Here is a 20,817-nt window from a genome sequence, read left to right on the forward strand (position 1 = left end):
TCATTATTTATAATATTGACCACAATTTATGTAATTTTGCATAATGTTACATAAATTGTGTATTTTCTCTTTTTTCCGACAGAAATAGACAGTATACTTTGTACAAGCTTTCTATTTCAAAAATTATACGAGGTGAAATAATGAAAAACAAAAAGACATTAACTAAGGTAGCATTAACAACTGGATTAGCTTTAACAGCTGTGGCACCATATGGGGTAGGTCATGCAGAGGAAACAGATCAACTACAAGTTCAAATTCAGGAAGAATCGTTCCGTTCGGGTGAACTGACACAACCGTCACAAAAGACACCAGAAAATGTAGTAAAGGATGCACTTAAGGAGAAAACAGAGCAAGCTCTCTCCCAAAAACAAGTCAATGGAGAAGCAGGAGTAGATTATAAAGTCCTTCAAAAACGTGGTTCGTATGATGGAACTACACTTGTACGTATGCAGCAAACATACGAAGGAAAAGAAGTATATGGTCATCAATTAACTGCACACGTAGATAATAATGGTGTTATTAAAAGTGTTTCAGGTGATAGCGCGCAAAATCTAAAACAAGAAGAATTGAAAAAACCTATTAATCTGTCAAAAGATGAAGCAAAACAATTTATTTATACGAAGTACGGGAACGATATCAAGTTTATTACTGAGCCAGAAGTTAAAGAGGTTATTTTTGTTGATGAAAATAATGGACAAGCTAAAAATGCATACCAAGTTACCTTTGAAGCTGCAACACCAAACTATGTTTCTGGTACTTATTTAGTAAATGCACAAAATGGTGATATGTTAAAAAATATGGTACAAGAATCTAACTTAAAAGCTAGTGACAAACTAGTTGGAGCTTTAAAGAAAAGTAAACAAAGCAGTCTTACATCATTAACTGGAACAGGAAAAGATGATTTAGGTATTTCTCGTTCATTTGGTATCTCTAAACAAAGTAATGGCAAATATGCTCTTGCTGATTATACAAGAGGGCAAGGAATTGAAACATATGATGTGAATTACAGAGATATTACTAAAGAAGAAAGCTATTATCCTGGTACATTAGCGACTAGTACTTCGGCAACATTTAACGATCCAAAAGCAGTAAGTGCTCATTACTTAGCAACAAAAGTATTTGATTTTTATAAAGATAAATACAAACGTAATAGCTTTGATAATAAGGGACAAAAGGTAGTTTCAGTTGTACATGCTTGGGATTCTGAAGAGACGAATGATCCGAAAAATTGGCAGAATGCATTAAGTGCTAATAATGGAAGTATGCTTGTATATGGGGATCCTATTGTTAAAGCATATGACGTAGCTGGACATGAATTTACACATGCTGTTACTTCTAGTGAATCTAATCTTGAATATTACGGTGAATCCGGTGCGATTAATGAGGCGCTATCTGATATTATGGGAACATCTATTGAGAAATACGTAAATAATGGAAACTTTAATTGGACAATGGGAGAACAAACGGGATCTGTTTTCCGTGATATGGAAAACCCAGCTTCTGTTCCATCTTCACTCGGAGTACCTTATCCAGATGATTACAGTGAATTTAACGATTTTAATGGATGGGATCAAGGCGGTGTTCATTTTAATTCAAGTATTATTAATAAAGTTGCGTATCTCATTGCAAAAGGCGGAACTCATAACGGAGTAACTGTTAAAGGAATTGGTGAAGATAAAATGTTTGATATTTTCTATTATGCAAATACTGATGAGTTAAACATGACTTCTAATTTCAAAGAATTGAAATCAGCATGTATTCGAGTGGCAACTAATAAATATGGGGCGAATACAGCTGAAGTTCAAGCAGTTCAAAAGGCATTTGATGCAGCAAAAATTAAGTAATTTAGAATTATAGTTCTCATTCATATATTAATACATTATGAAAAAAGCTAATATCATTTTAAGGATATTAGCTTTTTTACGTAGCGATGTATTGTTGAAAATAAACTGACTAAGCAATAATTAGGCGCGTTATCTGTAAGAAGTTGCGACAAATAAATAAGGTTTAAAGTATATAAAAACAGAAAATTAATAATATATTGACCTCTTGATAGAAAGTCTATAAAATGAAAACGATAACAAACGATTGCTTTAAAATGATTTCCCTGACCTTTTAGCATTTACAAATATATGAGGGCATACACAAATCTATTTTTTTAAGTATTTATGCAAACGCTTTCGTATTAAAAGGTCATTGAAATACATACGTAAAAATAGCCAATATGGAGGTGAAGCAAAAGAGATTTCTAGATTAATTTAAGCAGTGTTATTCAGTGTAAGCATAATAAATCGCTAGTAATATTTGAAGAAAGGGTGTATGTGGTGCAAATTATAAAAAGATTAATTAACAAAACAGTTTTATTACTTACTTTAATCGTTATGTTATCATCTGTTTTCTCCTTTCAGGGTGTGAAGGCAGTTTCAAATTCGAAAACAACTGAAGTTATCATTCATTACAAAGAGAAGCTTGGAAATACAAAAGACTGGAATCTTTGGTTATGGGGAGAAAATGCAAATGGTACATCTTATGAATTTACTGGTGAAGATGAATTTGGAAAATACGCTAAGATAAAAATAGACGGTGACTATAATCGTGTAGGATTTATAGTTCGAACAAATGAATGGGAAAAAGATGGTGGGGATCGTTGGATTGAAAATATAAAGGGCGGTCGTGCTGAAGTATGGATTCTTTCGGGCGATGAAAAAGTATATAAATCTAAGCCTTCTTCAGATCTCTCAATTCAAAAAGCAACTATTGATAGTTTCCATGAAATTACCGTAACGACTAATGTCCCGTTTCATATTAGGGAAAAGAAAATTGAAATTGAAGGCATTAAAATTAAAAATATTAGTCCTTATGATATAAATAGTGGAGATATTACTAATAAGGTCAAAATAATTACGGAACAGAAAATTGATTTAAAACAAACATACAAAGTTAAAATAGAAAACTTAGCTGATACGAATACTGAAATTGGTAAAGTCATTCGTAGCGAGGAATTTGATAATTTATTTTATTATAGTGGTAACGATTTAGGGAATACATATACCGCGCAACATACAAAGTTCCGTTTATGGGCTCCTACTGCAAGCGAAGCGAAGTTAGTTACATATAAAAACTGGAACGATAAAATAGGTGCTGAAATAAACATGCAAAAAGGTGAAAAGGGAACTTGGACAGCAGAACTAAAGGGGAATCAAAAAGGGCTCTTTTATACGTATAAGGTCAAAATTGGTGATACATGGACTGAAGCGGTTGATCCATATGTGCGTGCTGCTTCTGTAAATGGAGATAAAGGTGCAGTCGTTAATTTAGAAGAAACAAATCCGAAAAAATGGAAAGCAAACAAAAAGCCAAAATTTAAAAATCCGGAAGATGCTATTATTTATGAGTTACATGTACGCGATCTTTCCATCCAACCTGAAAGTGGTATTAAACAGAAAGGGAAGTATTTAGGTGTAACAGAAAAAGGAACAAAAGGGCCAGAAGGTGTAAAAACAGGACTTGATCATATAAAGGATCTAGGTGTTACTCACGTTCAGTTTTTACCGATATTTGATTATGCTTCTGTAAATGAAGAGACTTTAAATGAACCGCAATATAACTGGGGATATGATCCTAAAAATTTCAACGTTCCAGAAGGCTCCTATTCTACAAATCCTTATGAGCCGACTGTGCGAATAACTGAATTGAAGCAAATGGTTCAAACACTACATGATAATAATCTTCGAGTAGTGATGGATGTAGTATATAACCATATGTATAACGCTGCTGAATCTAATTTCCATAAGTTAGTTCCAGGTTATTATTATCGTTACAATGAAGATGGAACATTTGCAAATGGAACTGGAGTAGGAAATGATACTGCTTCAGAAAGAAAAATGATGAGGAAATTTATGATAAATTCCGTCACATATTGGGCAAAAGAATACAATTTAGATGGATTCCGTTTTGATTTAATGGGTATTCATGATTATGAAACGATGAATGAAATACGTAAAGCTGTTAATCAAATTGACCCTTCTATTATACTACACGGAGAAGGATGGGATTTAAATACACCTCTTGCAGCTGAGCTGAAAGCAAATCAAAAAAATGCAGAGAAAATGAAAGGGATTGCTCATTTTAACGATAATATACGTGATGGGTTGAAAGGTAGTGTATTTGAGGAAAAGGAAAATGGTTTTATAAATGGAAAGGAAAACATGGAAGATCGTATTAAAAAAGGTATTACGGCAGGTATTGACTACGATACAAATTCGTCTACCTATCAAGATCCGGAACAGGTATTAACTTATGTGGAAGCACATGACAATCATACATTATGGGATAAACTTGAGTTAACTAATTCAGGTGACAGTGAAGAAGTGCGAAAACAAATGCACAAATTGTCTTCTTCAATTTTATTAACATCACAAGGAGTTCCATTTTTACATGCAGGGCAAGAGTTTATGCGGACGAAATACGGTGATCATAATAGTTACAAATCTCCAGATTCAATTAACCAGATGGATTGGCTGCGCCGTGCAACGTTTAATAATGAAGTAGATTATATGAAGGGTTTAATAGAATTACGCAAAAAGTACTCAGCTTTTCGAATGACATCTGCAGAGCAAATAAAAACACACGTATCATTTATTGATGCTCCGAAAAATACTGTAGCTTATACAATAGAGGGGAATAAAAATGAATACTTTACAGTGGCTCACAATGCAAATAGAGAAGCTGTTGAAATAACACTTCCATCGAAAGGGCCTTGGAAAGTACTAGTAGACAGCAAGCAGGCGGGAAGTAAACCACTTTATGTTGTCCATGACAATAAAATTAAAGTTCCTGCATTAAGTTCATTTGTCTTAAAAACAGAGAAACCGATTAAATAAAAGCGAAGAATGTGGAAATAAATACTGCATTGAGCAAATTTAACAAGGATTGCAAATAAAAAAAGCGAAGTGAAGATTATTCTCACTTCGTTTTTAAAGTTAATGTAATATAATTTCACATACTGTAATTATATTACAATTTAATAAAAGAAATAAGCAATAGATTATTTCTTTTGTGGCAGTAGGAGAAGAAGATATCTTTGAGTTTATTTATAAAATTACCTGAAATACATTCGTAATTCAGATAATGTTTATTATATATTCGAACATATAACGAACTAGATGTTCGAGTTGTATTAATTCCTACAAATCGTTTAAAAATAACAAAGGCGTAAAAAGTATATGGAATTAAAATAGAGAAAAGACACCATTCAAGGTGTCTTTTCTCTATTTTGAATATGAAATGTAAGTAACTCGATTGTATGTAATAGTATGTGATATTTTCACACTAACTGATTAAGAAAAATTTAAAACTCTTTTCTTAATCTATTTGTAATAAATTACATCATAAAATTTTATCGATATAATAAATAAAACTTTCTCAACATTATTTGATTTAATAACTATATTCAACCGCTCTCCAATCCATTACAATAATTTCACATTGGAAATACATGAATATTCTCAATGTTATAAATGGTTTATACCTTATAGGATTACTATGGGAAAGGATGTGAAGTATCCAAAAAGAAATCATTTTTTATGATGAAATAAAAAATTTTAATGAAGAAAAAGTTATTTCATTATTTTCAAGTTTCGTTAAAGTGCATGTATTTATAATCACTATGAGACAAGGAGCAGAATCCGAAAAAATTTTTGTAAATTAGAAAATTGCATTTCAAAAATAAGTTAAACGTTTATGGAGGGTTATATGAGCGAGAAAATTTATTACTGGTCTCCGATTAAGCATTGGGAGAAGTTGCATAATGAAGTTTTGATAGGGGAAATGAGATTTACAGGTATTCTGTCTGAGTGGTTTCCAGATTTTTATTTTATGGCTCAAAAAGGTGTGAAAATTAGTGAACTAGTAGAGCGCTTTTCGTTAGGAAATGTAGAAGAGACACAAAAAAACATAGAGCTCATGATAAAAAATCGTGTGTTAGTAAGTAATATATTACACCCAAGAGAAGTATTTTCTTCACAAGAAAAGATTTTTTCAAATCCATATAGCAACCAGATTCGCTTTTCTAAAGAAAAGTTAGATAAGTATATGAGTGAACAATTAAATCGCACGCACGTTGCTGCACGGTCGACCGAAATTCAACTTGAAACAACAAATGAGCTACCTACTATAATCAAGGAACGTAGGTCTTGTCGTCAATTTGATATGGTAAAACATATTAGTTTTTCGGAATTTTCCCGATTCTTATCAACTCTAAAACAGGTTAGGGAAGAAAAAATATACTATCATTACGCAAGTGCAGGGGGGCTCTATCCCATTGATATCTTTGTTTATGTAAAACCAAAACGTATAGAGGATATGAAAGCTGGATTTTATTATTATAACCCATCAAAAAATAGTCTTGTGATTGTAAACAACATTGATCAAGTAATCAAAAGTGATCATGAGTTAATTAATCAGGATTTATTTACTCAATCTGCCTTCTCAGTTTATTTGGTTTATAATGCGAACGCTTCCATCCCGAAATACGGTTCAGATGGATATTTATTTGCTTGTATTGAGTCAGGCATTATCACTGCTACCTTAAATATGGTTGCTGAGACATTAAATTTAGGGGTTTGTTCAGTTGGTCATATGAAATTTGAAGAGATTCAGCAATTTTTATGTTTGGATAATCATCAAGTGTTTCTCCATGGGCTTGAAGTTGGCTTGAAAATTAACGAGTAGAAGAAATGAATATTAGGGGGATAAAGATAAAAATGCACATTAAAGATCGAAGTTCGATTCATGAAAATAAAGAAGTAGAAGCGTTTTGGAAGGAGCAATTATCTTCCGAGATTCTCGATTTTTCTGTATTTAAATTTAATAGCGATTACCAACTAAATAAAGAAACACCTTGTGAGTACGTTCAAGTCAGAGTGAATGTAGAATTTAGTAAAAGTATACAAAAAATAAGTAAGTCTCAAGATTTATTATTATTTAGCTGGTTTCAAGCCGCTTTAAGGGTTTGTTTGGCACATTATACAGATCAAGAAAGAATTACCATTGGTATTCCTATAATTGAAAAGAATCTTGAACAAAGTGAGAATCTTAATAAGTTGATTCCTTTAGGAAGTGAAATCCATCCGCATCACCCCTTTAAACAATTAGTAAATGAGATTGAACAAACGACTTTATTCGGGTATGAAAATCAGGAGTATCCGCTCTCTGAATTATTAGTTAAACACAATTTAACTCCTTTTCAAATTGTAATCGGGATGGAAGGATTACATAATGAAAATTCACTAGAAGAATACGCAGAGAATAATTTAGTCCTATGGATACGAAGAAAATGGAATGAAATACATAATGAATTTGAATTTCAAATTTCTTGCAAGTCCCGTTCATTCTCTTCTTTGCAACAGTTTGCCAATTCGTATTGTTATGTTTTAAAGCAAGTTTCACAAAATCCGAATTTGGCATTGAAAGATATTTGTATTATTGCAGAAGAAGAAAAAGAGTTGTTAGAAGGATTGAATACTTTTCAAACGGGCATAGACTTGTTTCAATCATTTCAAGATTTGTTTGAAGCGCAAGTATTAAAAACTCCAGATCAAATTGCTGTTGTTTGTAATGATCAATCTTTGACATATAGAGAATTGAATAAGAAAGCGAATCAATTGGCTTCTATTCTTCAAAGTAAAGGTGTTTCAAAAGAAAGTATTATTGGCGTTATGGTAGATCGGTCATTAGAAATGATTATTGGTATGATGGGGATTTTAAAAGCAGGAGCAGCGTATTTACCAATCGACCCTAACTACCCAACTGAACGAATTGAATATATGTTACAAGATAGTCAAGCAAAATATTTACTTAGTAAGCGAACAGAGGAAGTATTGCCGCAATTTGCGGGTGAAGTACTGTATCTTGATAAAGAATATCTTTTCCAAGGTGAAGAAAGTAATTTAGTACGAGAACATAATCCTAATGATTTGGCTTATGTTATTTACACATCAGGATCGACAGGAAATCCAAAAGGAGTAATGATAGAACAAAAATCGCTAGTTCATTTTTTAAATGTAATGAGAGAAAAAGTAAAAGCTAATCAATCATTCTTGTTTCTTGCTAGTGTATCTTTTGATATTTCCTTGTTAGAAATATGTCTTCCTTTAACGCAAGGTTCAAAAGTAGTAATTGCTACAGAGGAACAGTTTGCAACAAAAGAATTGGCTCATTTGGTCAAAAAACATAAGGTGGATTTATGGGAATCAACGCCATCGCGAATGGAAGTGATTTTGAGTGATCCAGAAGGGGCAAATTTTCTAAAAGATTTAAAATCTATTTTATTAGCAGGAGAAGCATTTTCCATTGATTTGGTTGAAAAAATTCGTTGTATCAGTGAAGCAACAATTTTAAATATTTATGGTCCCACAGAAACAACCATTTGCGCAACAGTAAAAGACTTGAGCACTTCCAAAGAAGTTACGATCGGCAAACCAAATCCGAATTATCATTCCTATATATTGAATAAGTATGGCCAATTAAAACCATTTGGAATTCCCGGTGAACTCTGCATTGCTGGAGTAGCGGTAGCACGAGGGTATCTTGGTAAAAGTAAACTGACAGATGAAAAATTTGTACAGAGTCCTTTTGCGGCAGGGGAAATGATGTATCATACAGGTGATCTCGTTCGTTGGTTGCCTAATGGAGAACTTGAGTATTTAGGTCGAATGGATCATCAAGTGAAAATTCGAGGGTATCGGATTGAATTAAGAGAAATCGAAACTCAATTAAGGGAATATCCAGAAATAAACCAGGCTATCGTTGTTGATCAAGTGTATGGAAATAGGAAATTATTAGCTGCCTACTATGTATCGGATAACAAGGTGTCTTTTGGTGAAATCAGAAAATATTTAAGTGATAAATTACCTGAGTTTATGATTCCTGAAAAAATGATTCAGGTAGAAGAGATTCCATTGAATCCAAATGGAAAAGTGGATAGAAAAAGGTTATTGGATATAACCCAAACGGATTATGTATCAATTCCATACGTTGCCCCGCGCAATGAAATTGAACAAAAATTGGTGCGTGCGTGGGAAAAAGTTATGGAGATTGAGGGAATCGGTATTCATGATAATTTTTTTGCATTAAAAGGAGAATCCATTAAAGCACTTCAGGTAATTAATTTATTAAGAAAAGACTGCTTAAAAATAAGTACAACAGATTTTTTTAAGCACCCTACAATCGCTCAACTGAGTTCTTGTGTAAAGTTAGAGCATAAAGAAGAAAACTTTGAAAGTAAACCAACTCATGTTAAAGATTTGTCTAATCCATTCTCCTTAACAGAAGTTCAGACAGCGTATATGTTAGGAAGGAATTCACAGTTTGAATTAAGTGGTATTTCCCCTCAAACATATTTTGAATATGAAACAGCATTGGATATCAATCGTCTTTCAAAAAGTTTTCAAAAGGTGATCCATCGTCATCCAATGTTGCGAGCTGTAATTTTACCAGAGGGAAAACAGCAAATATTACAAAGCGTTCCTGATTACGAGATTGAAATAGAGAGTCTCATAGATTTAGATGATAGGAATCAACATGCTCGCTTACAAGAAGAGCGTTCTCGAATGACTAACCATGTATTCCCTTTGGGGCAATGGCCTTTGTTTGAATTGAAAGCTTTTCTTTTAAAAGAAGACACGTATTTATTATGTTTTCGATACGATGCTTTGTTAATGGACGGAGCAAGCATGAACATTGTTGGACAGGATTTGTTGCATTATTATTATAAACCAAATCAAAAATTAGAATCTTTATCTTTTGATTTTCAAGATTATATGTTTATCTATGATGAAATGGAACAAAGCGAAGAATATAAAACAGCAAAAGATTATTGGACAAGTAAGCTTCCTGACTTTCCGTTTGCACCTTCTTTGCTGTTAAAAAAGGATCCAGCAGAGATTGCTACTCCTAAATTCCAATCACTTACAAAAATCCTGGATAATAAAAAATGGACAAAGCTAAGAAAGTTAGCACAAGAGAAAGAGGTAACTCCTTCCGCTCTACTTTGTACAATATATGGTGATGTGTTGGCATATTGGAGTAATCAACGTCGATTAGCAATTAACTTGACTGTATTTAACCGTTATCCTGTTCATGATGAAGTAGAACAGATTGTTGGAGATTTCACATCGCTTATTTTATTGGATGTTGATGTAAAACCAGAGCAAACTTTCTTTACTAGAGTAAAAGAAACGCAATCTACTTTATTAGATGGCCTTGAACATCGTCATTACGATGGAGTTAACTTTATTCGAGATTTTACTCGATATCATCAAATGACACCAAAAGCAGTTATGCCAATCGTTTTCACCTCGATGTTAGCAGGTGCAGGTGCTTTCTCTTGGGAACAACTTGGTTCTCTTCGCTATATTCATGCTCGGACTCCACAAGTGTATTTGGATAATGTAGTAATTGAAAAAAATGGTGAGTTATTAATTAGCTGGAATTATGTTGAAGAGTTGTTTGATATTGATGTGATAGAAGCAATGTTTTCCCAATTTGTTGACTTATTGGAACAATTGGTGAAACAAAGCGATATAACATCTTTGCAGATGAAAGAGTCGGATCAAACTTTAATTGAACAATATAATGAAACAACAGAAAAAATACCTTCAACTACTCTGTATCAATTATTTACAGACCAAGTAAAACGTACACCGAATGAAGTAGCGGTGGTATTTGAGCAAAAATGGTTAACATACTCGGAACTTCATAAACGCTCCAATCAAATTGCCCACTTCTTAAAAGAGCAGGGCATTGGTCTTGGTGACAAAGTGGGTCTTTTAGCCAAAAGACGAGTTGACACAATTGTTAATATGCTAGGTATTTTAAAAGCAGGTGCTGCTTATGTTCCGATTGATCCCGATCATCCTTTAGATCGCCAAACATATATTTTAAAAAATAGCTCATGCAAGCTTTTATTAGAACCTAGTCTTTATGAAGAAAATGATTTGTCATTTTATACAACAGAAGACATGCCCGCTATTGCTGGTCCAGAAGATATTGCCTATATTATATACACTTCAGGAAGTACAGGAAAACCAAAAGGAGTAATTATTACTCACCAAGCGGTTACAAATACGATTCAAGACATAAATCAAAAATATGAGGTAAATGAAGATGATCGTATTATTAGTATCTCTTCCATGTGTTTTGACCTATCTGTATACGATATTTTCGGAGCTTTAAGCACAGGTGCAATGTTAGTAATGATTCGTGATCCGAGAGACATGCAAGAATTAATCCGCACTGTCGAACGTAGAGGGATTACAATTTGGAATACAGTGCCTGCAATCATGGATTTGGCATTGGATCAAGTAGGTTCTCATTTTGAACATTCTTCTTTACGTTTAGTTTTACATAGTGGAGATTGGATTCCGCTTTCTTTACCAGAAAAAATAAAACGACATTTTCCGATTGCAGAAGTAGTTTCACTAGGAGGGGCAACAGAAGCATCGATTTGGTCAATTTATTATCCGGTCAAACAGGTGGAATCACATTGGAATAGTATTCCATACGGGATGCCCTTGGCAAACCAAACGTATTATGTGTTGAACTATGAAAAGAAAATGTGCCCTGTTGGTGTAATTGGAGATTTATATATCGGGGGAGTGGGCCTTGCTAAAGGATATTTAAATGATGAAAAGAAAACAAATGAAGCGTTTGTGTCACATCCTGATTTTGGTCTTATATACAAAACAGGAGATTGTGGAAAAATGCATTCTGAGGGATATATTGAATTTTTAGGCCGCCAAGATTACCAAGTAAAAATTCAAGGGTATCGAGTAGAGTTAGAAGAAATCGCTCATTGTCTTCTAACTTATAAACAAGTCGAACATGCTGTCGTAATTGATCAAACAGATGAGAACGGAATAAAATTTTTAGTTGCATATGTGGTAACTGAGCAAAATATTAGTACAACAGAACTACGAAAGCATTTGCGAGATCACTTGCCAGATTACATGATTCCTTCTTATTTTGTTTATTTGGACCAATTACCCTTGACTCCAAACGGTAAATTAGATAGAAAAGCGCTCCCTACTCCCGAGAAACAAACAAATGAAGTATTTATTGCTCCAAAAACTGAAATGGAAAAAATATTAACTAGTATTTGGCAAGAAGTACTCAAAATAGATCAAGTTGGAGTAAATGATCATTTCTTCGCCTTAGGTGGAGATTCGATAAAAGCGATTCAAGTGTCCGTCAGATTGTATCGACAAGGATTTGAGCTTGAACCAAAAAATCTATTTTCATTTCCTATATTAAGGGACATGGTTCAATTTGTTAAAAAGCTAGACCATTTTTCAAGTTCACAAACAAATAATGTAAACATAATGAACGATAATAAAGCTACATTACTAAATATTAAAGATAAACAACTTAATCAACAAACACTTACCAAAATACAAGAAAAAATGCCGGATATAAAAATAGAACGTATTTACCCGTTAGCACCTTTCCAAGAAGTTATTTATGAACATGCTACGAATGAACCTGATACAAATGCATATTTTGAACAAACAATTTGGGCACTTGAGGGGGAGTTGGATATTAAACTCTTTATTCAGTGTTTCCAACAATTAGTTGATCGTCATGATTCTTTAAGAACAATAATTGTGCAAGATGAACAAGCAAAACCTTGGCAAGCTGTTCTATATGATGTTCAAATAAATTCAGAAATAAAAAACTTGATTGAGATGACGAAACAAGAACAGCAAGAATTCCTAAAACAGTGGATGAATGAAAATTTAAGTCGAGGATTTAAAAATGATGAACTTATGACACGTCTCTGTATATTCCAACTAGGTAATAACGAGCATAAGGTAATTTGGAGTTCCCATCATCTATTATGTGATGGTTGGAGCGTCAGCATTTTGATAGACGAATTATTCCAGCTCTATGAAACAACAAATGCGGGAACTACGGCGGGGTTACCTATAGTAAAACCTTTTGAAACATTCATAGACTGGACTTTGGTACAAGATCATGAGAAAGCACGTCATTTTTGGAGGGATTATTTATCAGGATACAATCAGAAAATTAGTATTCCTAAAAAGAAAGTCCCATCTAAAAGTGAAGGGTTAAACTTCACTTTTATGGATTTAATATTAGACAAGGATTTGACTAATCAGTTACAGACATTTGTAACTAAAAACAATATAACTATGAATACAGCACTACTAGCTGTATGGGGAATATTACTTGGCAAATTCAACGGAACGAGAGAAGTAGTATTGCCTAATCTCGTATCAGTCAGACCTCCCGAAGTAGAAGGAATTGAAAGTATGTTCGGTCTATTCACAAATGTTTTGCCTATCCGATTAGCATGGACAGAAACGCAGTCTTTTGTGGACTTCCTGCAAAAAGTTCAACTAGAAACATTAAAATGTAATGAGTATGCATACTATTCATTTGTTGATATACAAAAGCAAAGTGAATTAAAAACTGAGTTGACTGACCATCTTTGGGTTTTTGAAAACTATCCAACTAATCCAGCAATCTTTTCTTCAAATGAAAACAGACATTTTGCCATCACGGATTACGAAGTTGTTGATGAGCCACATGTAAAGTATGGAATTATGTGCTTCCCTGAAGAAAAACTTACAATAAAGTTTGGATATGATCAAACTTTATATGAAGCGAAGAAAATACAGGAAATATTAAATCACATCCATTGCTTAATCAACATGATTCTTCAAAATCCAATACAGACAATCGATGATTACAAATTATAAAAAATGAAAAGGCGAGCAAGGACTCGCCTTTTTAAATAGAATAGGGGTAAATCAAATGACAAAAAACTTGCAGCTATCAGCCGAAGAGATGCGTCAGTTAGGATATCAAGCGGTTGACTTGATTGTTGATCATATGAATCATTTAAAAAGTAAACCAGTTTCAGAAACGATTGATAGTAATATTTTTAGAGACAAGCTAATTGAAACGATTCCGGAAAACGGATCTAATCCAAAAGAATTACTTCATTTTCTTAATAACAATGTGTTTAATCAAATTACTCATGTGGATCATCCTCATTTTATGGCTTTTGTTCCAGGTCCTAACAATTATGTTGGTGTATTAGCAGATTTTTTAGCAAGTGGGTTTAATGTATTTCCTACAGCTTGGATAGTAGGTGCAGGTGCTGAACAAATTGAATTAACGACAATTAACTGGTTAAAATCAATGCTAGGATTCCCTGATTCAGCTGAGGGCCTATTTGTCAGTGGCGGTTCCATGGCTAATTTGACTGCACTTACTGTAGCGAGACAGGTCAAGCTGAATAATGACATAGAAAATGCGATTGTTTATTTTTCTAACCAAACTCATTTTTCTGTAGATCGAGCACTTAAAGTATTAGGTTTTAAACAGCATCAAATTTGCCGAATTGAGACAGATGAAGATTTAAAAATTTCAGTTAGTACTTTAAGAAAGCAAATAAAAGAAGATCGACTAAAAGGGAAAAAACCATTCTGTGTTATTGCTAATGCAGGGACAACGAATTGCGGAGCGGTTGATTCCCTCAACGAATTGGCTGATCTTTGTAATGATGAAGATATATGGCTACACGTGGATGGAGCTTATGGGGCTGCAGCAATTCTCAGTGAAAAAGGAAGGGAGTTATTAAGTGGAATTCATCGTGCCGATTCTTTAACGTTAGACCCGCACAAATGGCTTTTTCAGCCTTATGATGTTGGTTGTGTACTCATTCGAAATAGCCAATATTTAAGTGAAACATTCCGTATGATCCCAGAGTATATTAAGGATACAGAAACTAATATAGAAGAAAAAGTGAATTTTGGGGAGCGTGGAATTGAACTTTCTCGTAGATTTAGAGCATTAAAGGTATGGCTTTCTTTTAAAGCATTCGGAGTTACAGCTTTTCGTGAGGCAATTGATCATGGCATTATGCTAGCTGAACAAGTTGAAGAGTTTTTAAGGAAAGAAAAAGATTGGGAAGTAGTAACACCCGCCCAATTAGGAATTGTTACTTTTCGTTATATTCCATGTGAGCTAACATCTACAGATACAATTCATGAAATAAACAAAAAATTGGTGGAAGAAATTAATCAAAGAGGATTTGCTATGCTAAGTACTACTAAATTAAAAGAAAAAGTAGTAATTCGACTTTGCTCTATCAACCCAAGGACAACAAAAGAAGAAATACTTCAAATCATGATGAACATAAAAGCATTGGCAGAGGAAATAAACACATCGCCTAAACATCTTATATCTGTTTCTCAACCTTGATATATTAGGCGGATTTTACATATTAATAGCCGATTATCATTTAGAATCGGCTATTATGTTTAAATGATAACATATATACTATTTATAAGTATTTATCTTGTAATGGGATTAAGCCTCAACCTTGGATACTCGTTTGAAACCAGTCTTTATTGCTTGTACTATTTCGTTCACAGCATAAATAGATACATCGGCATTTGGATTTAACCCTTCAAACCAGTGATAGGCATTTGGATATAAATGAAACTCCACATCAACACCAGCTTGCGCTAGTTTGCTTACATAGGTTAATGTTTCGCTGCGGAATGGATCTAATTGACCAACAAATGTGTAAGTATACGGTAAGTCACTATAATCCTCAGCTCGAGAAGGTGCTGCATAGGCAGGGATTTGATCCGTTCCATACATTTCTCCTAAATACATTTTCCAGCCAGCTTCATTTGCCTTTTGATTCCAAACAAATCCCTCTTTAATTTCATTCGCTGAAGGTGTATCATTTCTGTCATCAATCATTGGATATAGTGGCATTTGTAAACAAATTGAAGGATATTTTCGATCTCGGGCTAATAATGATAATGCTGCTGTTAGTCCACCGCCGGCACTTACTCCTGCAACCCCAATACGATTTGAATCAATGTTTAATGACTTTGCATTATCAGCAATCCATTTTAAAGCTGAATAACAATCCTCAATTGGTGCTGGGTAAGGGTGTTCAGGTGCTAAGCGGTAGTCTACAGATACAACCACACAGCCAGCTTCTTTTGCAAACCTCATACAAGTATCATCGTTATCATCTATAGAACCTAAGATATAACCACCACCATGTATCCATAATAAGACAGGTAAAGATTCATGATTTGATTTTGGACGATAAATTCTTAATGGTAACGGATTATCATCAGGTCCAACAATGACTTTATCTTTTAACGAAAGGGAGTCATCAACAACGGTAGGTGGTCTCATTTGAGCTATCCCTTCTCTGATTGATTGCAAGTTTTCCGGGCGTAAATCGAGATCCGGAAACATCTCTAACCCTTGTAATAATTCTGGATTTACTCTAGTTTTCATTTTAGCACCTCTATTTGTAATTGTTTTCAAATAAATGAAGTGTATTCTAAGTAGTTTAATTGTGAAAGAACACCACAATTAAATTGTAAATTGGATATGTTATAACGGTCAACAGAATATTCAGGAATTAAAACCTTTCTCAAGAAGGACTTTCATGCAATTAATAATACAAGTATTGGATTTAAGAGCAAAGTGGTTTAATGTCGTTGTAATTATGTACATTAGAAAAAATTTCTTTTTGAGTCTAGAAAAGGATTAGATTCTTTTCTAGACTCATGAAGAATTATGAAAAGCAAAATTTTATAGATAGTTATCTTAAAAATAAACAAAGAGAGAAGAACTAACCAATGTTCTTCTCTCTTTTTCATATGTAATTAGGGTATCCTTAACTGCAAATACGGATGGTATAGATTAATGGATGAGTAATTTCCTTTTAAATTAATAACGGAATACATAAAGATTTTTATATGTAATATTGCATATACAGGGACTACTAGTGAAAATGTTGAGCAATGTTTTTCCATATGGTAAATTAGTTCCTTAGTTATTTATTTTATTTCATTTTCAATCGTGTAAGGCTAGGGGCGAAGATTTACAAAGGTGACTAGTAAAAAATATAACAATATAAGTATAAGATTTTGTACTTAGTAATCTCGCGATTTAAGGCATGACATTGGATAAGTGCGGGGAGTTCAATCGATTTTGAATAAAATCAATAGTATCAGTTGCAATTTTTTTACGTTTAAGAACGATCCCGGCATGCCCACATTTATAAATATATCGTGGAGGTCTTTCCCAAGATTCCCACAAGTAGTCTGTATCCTCAGAATGCACATATAGATCATGCTTACCTGAAATTAATAAAATATTTTCTTTTTTTACTTTTGGCAATGCTTGACTCGGTTCAGTGATTTTCCAATAATCTATTAAATCATCATACGTAACACCATGATGTTCCAAGTCTTCTCTAATAAATTTACCTGGAGTTGTATTCCAAATAGAATAAGAAAGTCGATTTGCATAGAAAATGGATGCTAACACATCAATTTCTTCTTCAACAAGAGAGGTTAAGTTAGTAATAAATCCGCCTAAACTAATTCCTATTAGAATGAGGGGCCCATTTTTATTTGCTTTAATCCATTTAATCAAAGCCCGTAAATCAGCTACCGCTTGTCTAGTTGCTTGTACTGTTCGTTCAATATTTGCACTTACCATATACTCTCCACTGAATAAGGATTGATCGGGTTTTCTTTCAAAATGATAGGGTAGAGTGAAATAATACATATTCCACTTCAGGCTGGTCATATGATCGTGGAATATTTTTTTCACACGTTCGTTAGAATCCATTCTCCAACCGTGAACAAAGATAACATGAGGTGCATTTTCATTTTTATGTAAGAATAATTCCCCAGTTACAGAGTCGTTGCGTGAATCACCGGATTGAACCGAACTTTTATAGTTGAATTGCCCAACCATGTATTCATTTTCCTGCTTTGAATGCTTAATGTCAAAATGAAAATGTGATGGTTGTACTTTATAAAAAGATTCTATGTTCTTTATATTTAATGAAGTGTTAGAAAGGGAAGTAAACTGAAATGCTACACTTCTTTTTTTATGTAAATCATATAAGGCGTACCGATCAATGAGTTTTGAAAAAATCAAATTAACCTCCTCCAAAATACATATTGTTTAAAACATGGACAAAATTTATGTTGTAAATTAATTATAAAATATTCTCTTTTCCTAATAGTAGGTGATAAATTTGTATATCATATTATAAAGCTTGCAATAAAATAAAACTATAAATATATACTAAAATTTAAGAAGTAAGTTAATGTTTATATCCATATAAAAGAATATTAAATTGTTTCTTTTCTTATTAAAAGATGTAATTTCTATTAGGAACTTACATTCTCATATAAATATTTACAAATAGGTTTCTCTATATTTATTGTATAGAAATTACACAGTAAATATTTTTTGTGCTATACATTAAATTAATCTTAACCTTTATATAAATTTATTAAACGGAATAACTCCTTACCAATATTCAAAAACGACTGTATTTTTGAATTTGTGTTCTAGCTTTTCTTGAACAGGTAAATGAATAACTACACATAAACTCCTTATATCTCTAGTTAAACTACCGATTAGCTCCATATAAACTCTAGATAACCTATATAGAATACAAGTTATCAAGGAGGTAAGAAAAAATGAATTTTATGAAACGAGCAATTCTTAGTATGAAAAAAAGGATAGGAACATCATTAATTTTGATGGCAGTTTTTCTGATTGTTACAAATTTGGTTCTTTCAGGTTTCACAATCCAAAATGCATCAAAAAAAGCAGCGGATGCTGCAAGAAAAAAACTTGGTGCAGATGTTACTTTAGGTCTTGATTTCGACAAATTAGGTCAAAAAGCTAAGGAAACTGGAGAAATGCCAAATCCGCCGCAGCTCGATGCAAAAGAAACAGATCAATTAGCGAAGTCCAAGTATGTAAAAGATTATAATTACATAGCTAACACTTTCGGTATTTCTGATGGGCTTAAACTAGTAGGAGCTTCAGAAGGAGAAGGAAAAGGTAAAGTGGGAATGGCGGCTGCGCGAGGCGGTTCAAGCTCTGGTACAGAAATCGATATGAACGCTTCTTTTATGATTGAGGGAGTTCGCAAGACTGCATTACAAGAAAGCTTTAAAAACGAAAAAAGTAAAATCATTGATGGAAAACCAATAACAGAGCAAATGAAGGATCAGAATGTAGCTTTAATGGAAAAACGATTAGCGGAATTAAACAATTTGAAAGTAGGAGACAAAGTTAAAGTGCAATCAGGGGATAAGAAGGAAACCCTTGAGGTTGAAATTATCGGTATTTACGAAACAAATGAGCAAGCAATGGGTCAACAGGCTCCTCCTATTATGGATCCAGCTAATAAACTATATATGCCGCATTCAACTATGAAAAAATTAGAAGTAGACCAAGGTATAAGTAGTGTTCAAGTCGTGTATTTCTTGAATGATCCACAATATATTGATGCATTTAAAAAAGAAGCAAGAAAATTTAATATTGATTTTAATTATTATAAATTAGATGCGCATGATTCATTGTACAAGCAAATGATTGGTCCTATCGAAAATATCTCTTCGACTTCTCAAATGATTATTTATATTGTATCGATTGCAGGTGCGATCATTTTAGGATTAATCATAATGCTATCAATTAAAGGGCGTCGTAAAGAAATGGGAATTCTATTGTCCATTGGAGAGAAAAAGTGGAAGCTGATGGCGCAATTCGTAGTAGAAGTAGTGTGTGTCGCTATTTTAGCATTTGGATTATCCATAACAACAGGAGCTAAAGTTTCTCAATATATCGGGGATAATTTACTTTCGAATGAAATTGCTACTTCAAGCGAAGAAACAGATACCTCGCAACATGGTACTGTAATGATGGCTGGACCTGGTGGTACTCTACAAAATCAAAAAGAAGATCCGATTAATAAAATTGATGTAAGTGTAACAGGAGAAGATGTAGGAAAAATGGGTGGAATTGGACTAGCTATTGCTATAATAGCAACGCTTCTTCCGGCATTATCTATTCTACGTTTAAACCCAAAACAAATTCTTTTAAAAGATGAATGAGGAGGCTCGATATGGAGACAATTTTACAGTTTAAAAATTTAGATTATTATTATGAAAGTAATGGAAAAAATGTAGCGATACTAGAAAATGTTAACTTTTCTTTTCAAAAAGGACATTTCTACACGATTTTAGGACCATCTGGATCTGGTAAAACCACAACTCTAAGCTTAGGTTGTGGACTAGATGTCCCTAAAAATGGTTATGTACTGTATAATGGCAAAGATATTAGAAAAATTGGTTTGGATCGATACCGTAATCAAAATGTATCTGTAATTTTCCAATCTTATAACTTAATAACCTATATGACAGCTCTTCAAAATGTCTTAACAGCAATGGAAATTACAGGTGTTAAAGTGCAAAATAAAACAGCAAGAGCATTACAGTTATTAGAGAGGGTAGGACTCTCAGAAGCTGAAGCGAAACGAAACGTCCTGCAACTAAGCGGTGGGCAACAACAGCGTGTAGCAATTGCTCGAGCACTATCTTGTAATGTTGATTTATTGATTGCGGATGAGCCAACAGGAAACCTTGATGAGCAAACCGCAATGGATATTATAGAACTGTTTCAAGAACTTGCACATAAAGAGAATAAATGTATTATTGTTGTGACGCACTCACAGGAGGTTGCTAAAAAATCAGATCGTGCAGTGTATTTAAGTAAGAAGAAGTTGGTTGTAAATGAAATCTAATATAAACATCGTAGCTGTTCAATTCACATAATTTTCAAAATCTAGACCTTTCAAAAGCTTATATTTGTTTTATAATAAAATCAAGCCATAATCAAAATGGTCTCCCTGTACTGAATGTTAAAATAGTTTGTTGT

At 33.3% G+C, this 20,817-nt stretch carries 9 protein-coding genes; 7 read left to right on the forward strand and 2 right to left on the reverse strand.

Features of this window, described 5'->3' with window-relative positions; genetic code table 11:
* Nucleotides 1–140 precede the first annotated feature (140 nt).
* The 5 genes from N2V92_RS21190 to N2V92_RS21210 all read left to right on the forward strand — a co-directional run bounded on the left by N2V92_RS21190 (nucleotide 141) and on the right by N2V92_RS21210 (nucleotide 15,291).
* Nucleotides 141–1,844: a M4 family metallopeptidase gene (locus N2V92_RS21190; protein ID WP_000791462.1), complete on the forward strand. Its 1,704-nt coding sequence runs from the start codon at nucleotides 141–143 to the stop codon at nucleotides 1,842–1,844.
* A gap of 480 nt (nucleotides 1,845–2,324) precedes the next feature.
* A complete protein-coding gene (gene pulA, locus N2V92_RS21195; RefSeq protein ID WP_016077578.1) occupies nucleotides 2,325–4,883 on the forward strand; it encodes a type I pullulanase in 2,559 nt (852 codons plus the stop codon).
* An 871-nt stretch (nucleotides 4,884–5,754) separates the two neighbouring features.
* Nucleotides 5,755–6,732, forward strand: coding sequence for a SagB/ThcOx family dehydrogenase (locus N2V92_RS21200; RefSeq protein WP_001290965.1), 978 nt, complete (start codon nucleotides 5,755–5,757; stop codon nucleotides 6,730–6,732).
* A gap of 32 nt (nucleotides 6,733–6,764) precedes the next feature.
* Complete coding sequence (locus N2V92_RS21205; RefSeq protein ID WP_016077579.1) at nucleotides 6,765–13,781, forward strand: non-ribosomal peptide synthetase; 7,017 nt, start codon at nucleotides 6,765–6,767, stop codon at nucleotides 13,779–13,781.
* Nucleotides 13,782–13,836: 55 nt separating this feature from the next.
* Entirely contained in the window at nucleotides 13,837–15,291 is a 1,455-nt protein-coding gene (locus N2V92_RS21210; protein ID WP_000164810.1) for a pyridoxal phosphate-dependent decarboxylase family protein, read from the forward strand.
* Between the two features lie 108 nt (nucleotides 15,292–15,399).
* On the opposite strand, the gene N2V92_RS21215 is transcribed toward N2V92_RS21210, so the two are convergent.
* Both N2V92_RS21215 and N2V92_RS21220 read right to left on the reverse strand, forming a co-directional pair.
* Nucleotides 15,400–16,356 (reverse strand): alpha/beta hydrolase, encoded by a 957-nt coding sequence (locus N2V92_RS21215; RefSeq protein WP_000857934.1) that lies wholly within the window; start codon nucleotides 16,354–16,356, stop codon nucleotides 15,400–15,402.
* A 660-nt stretch (nucleotides 16,357–17,016) separates the two neighbouring features.
* Nucleotides 17,017–18,018, reverse strand: coding sequence for an alpha/beta hydrolase (locus N2V92_RS21220; protein WP_016077580.1), 1,002 nt, complete (start codon nucleotides 18,016–18,018; stop codon nucleotides 17,017–17,019).
* Between the two features lie 551 nt (nucleotides 18,019–18,569).
* On the opposite strand from N2V92_RS21220, the gene N2V92_RS21225 reads away from it, so the two are divergent.
* The gene (locus N2V92_RS21225) at nucleotides 18,570–19,994 is read left to right on the forward strand and encodes an ABC transporter permease (protein WP_016077581.1); all 1,425 of its coding nucleotides are present in this window, start codon (nucleotides 18,570–18,572) and stop codon (nucleotides 19,992–19,994) included.
* Between the two features lie 11 nt (nucleotides 19,995–20,005).
* Nucleotides 20,006–20,683 carry an ABC transporter ATP-binding protein gene (locus N2V92_RS21230; RefSeq protein ID WP_000447865.1) on the forward strand — a complete coding sequence of 226 codons (678 nt, stop codon included), beginning with the start codon at nucleotides 20,006–20,008 and terminating at the stop codon, nucleotides 20,681–20,683.
* The last annotated feature ends 134 nt before the right edge of the window (nucleotides 20,684–20,817 follow it).

Origin of the sequence: Bacillus sp. CH_48, assembly GCF_038008465.1 — a bacterium.
GTDB classification, from domain to species: domain Bacteria; phylum Bacillota; class Bacilli; order Bacillales; family Bacillaceae_G; genus Bacillus_A; species Bacillus_A thuringiensis_S.

What these genes read in the sequence shown, in the direction of transcription:
- N2V92_RS21205 (WP_016077579.1), top strand. Translation starts at nt 6,765, where the DNA reads ATGCACATTAAAGATCGAAGTTCGATTCATGAAAATAAAGAAGTAGAA.
- N2V92_RS21190 (WP_000791462.1), top strand. Translation starts at nt 141, where the DNA reads ATGAAAAACAAAAAGACATTAACTAAGGTAGCATTAACAACTGGATTA.
- N2V92_RS21210 (WP_000164810.1), top strand. Translation starts at nt 13,837, where the DNA reads ATGACAAAAAACTTGCAGCTATCAGCCGAAGAGATGCGTCAGTTAGGA.
- N2V92_RS21230 (WP_000447865.1), top strand. Translation starts at nt 20,006, where the DNA reads ATGGAGACAATTTTACAGTTTAAAAATTTAGATTATTATTATGAAAGT.
- N2V92_RS21215 (WP_000857934.1), bottom strand. Translation starts at nt 16,356, where the DNA reads ATGAAAACTAGAGTAAATCCAGAATTATTACAAGGGTTAGAGATGTTT.
- N2V92_RS21200 (WP_001290965.1), top strand. Translation starts at nt 5,755, where the DNA reads ATGAGCGAGAAAATTTATTACTGGTCTCCGATTAAGCATTGGGAGAAG.
- N2V92_RS21225 (WP_016077581.1), top strand. Translation starts at nt 18,570, where the DNA reads ATGAATTTTATGAAACGAGCAATTCTTAGTATGAAAAAAAGGATAGGA.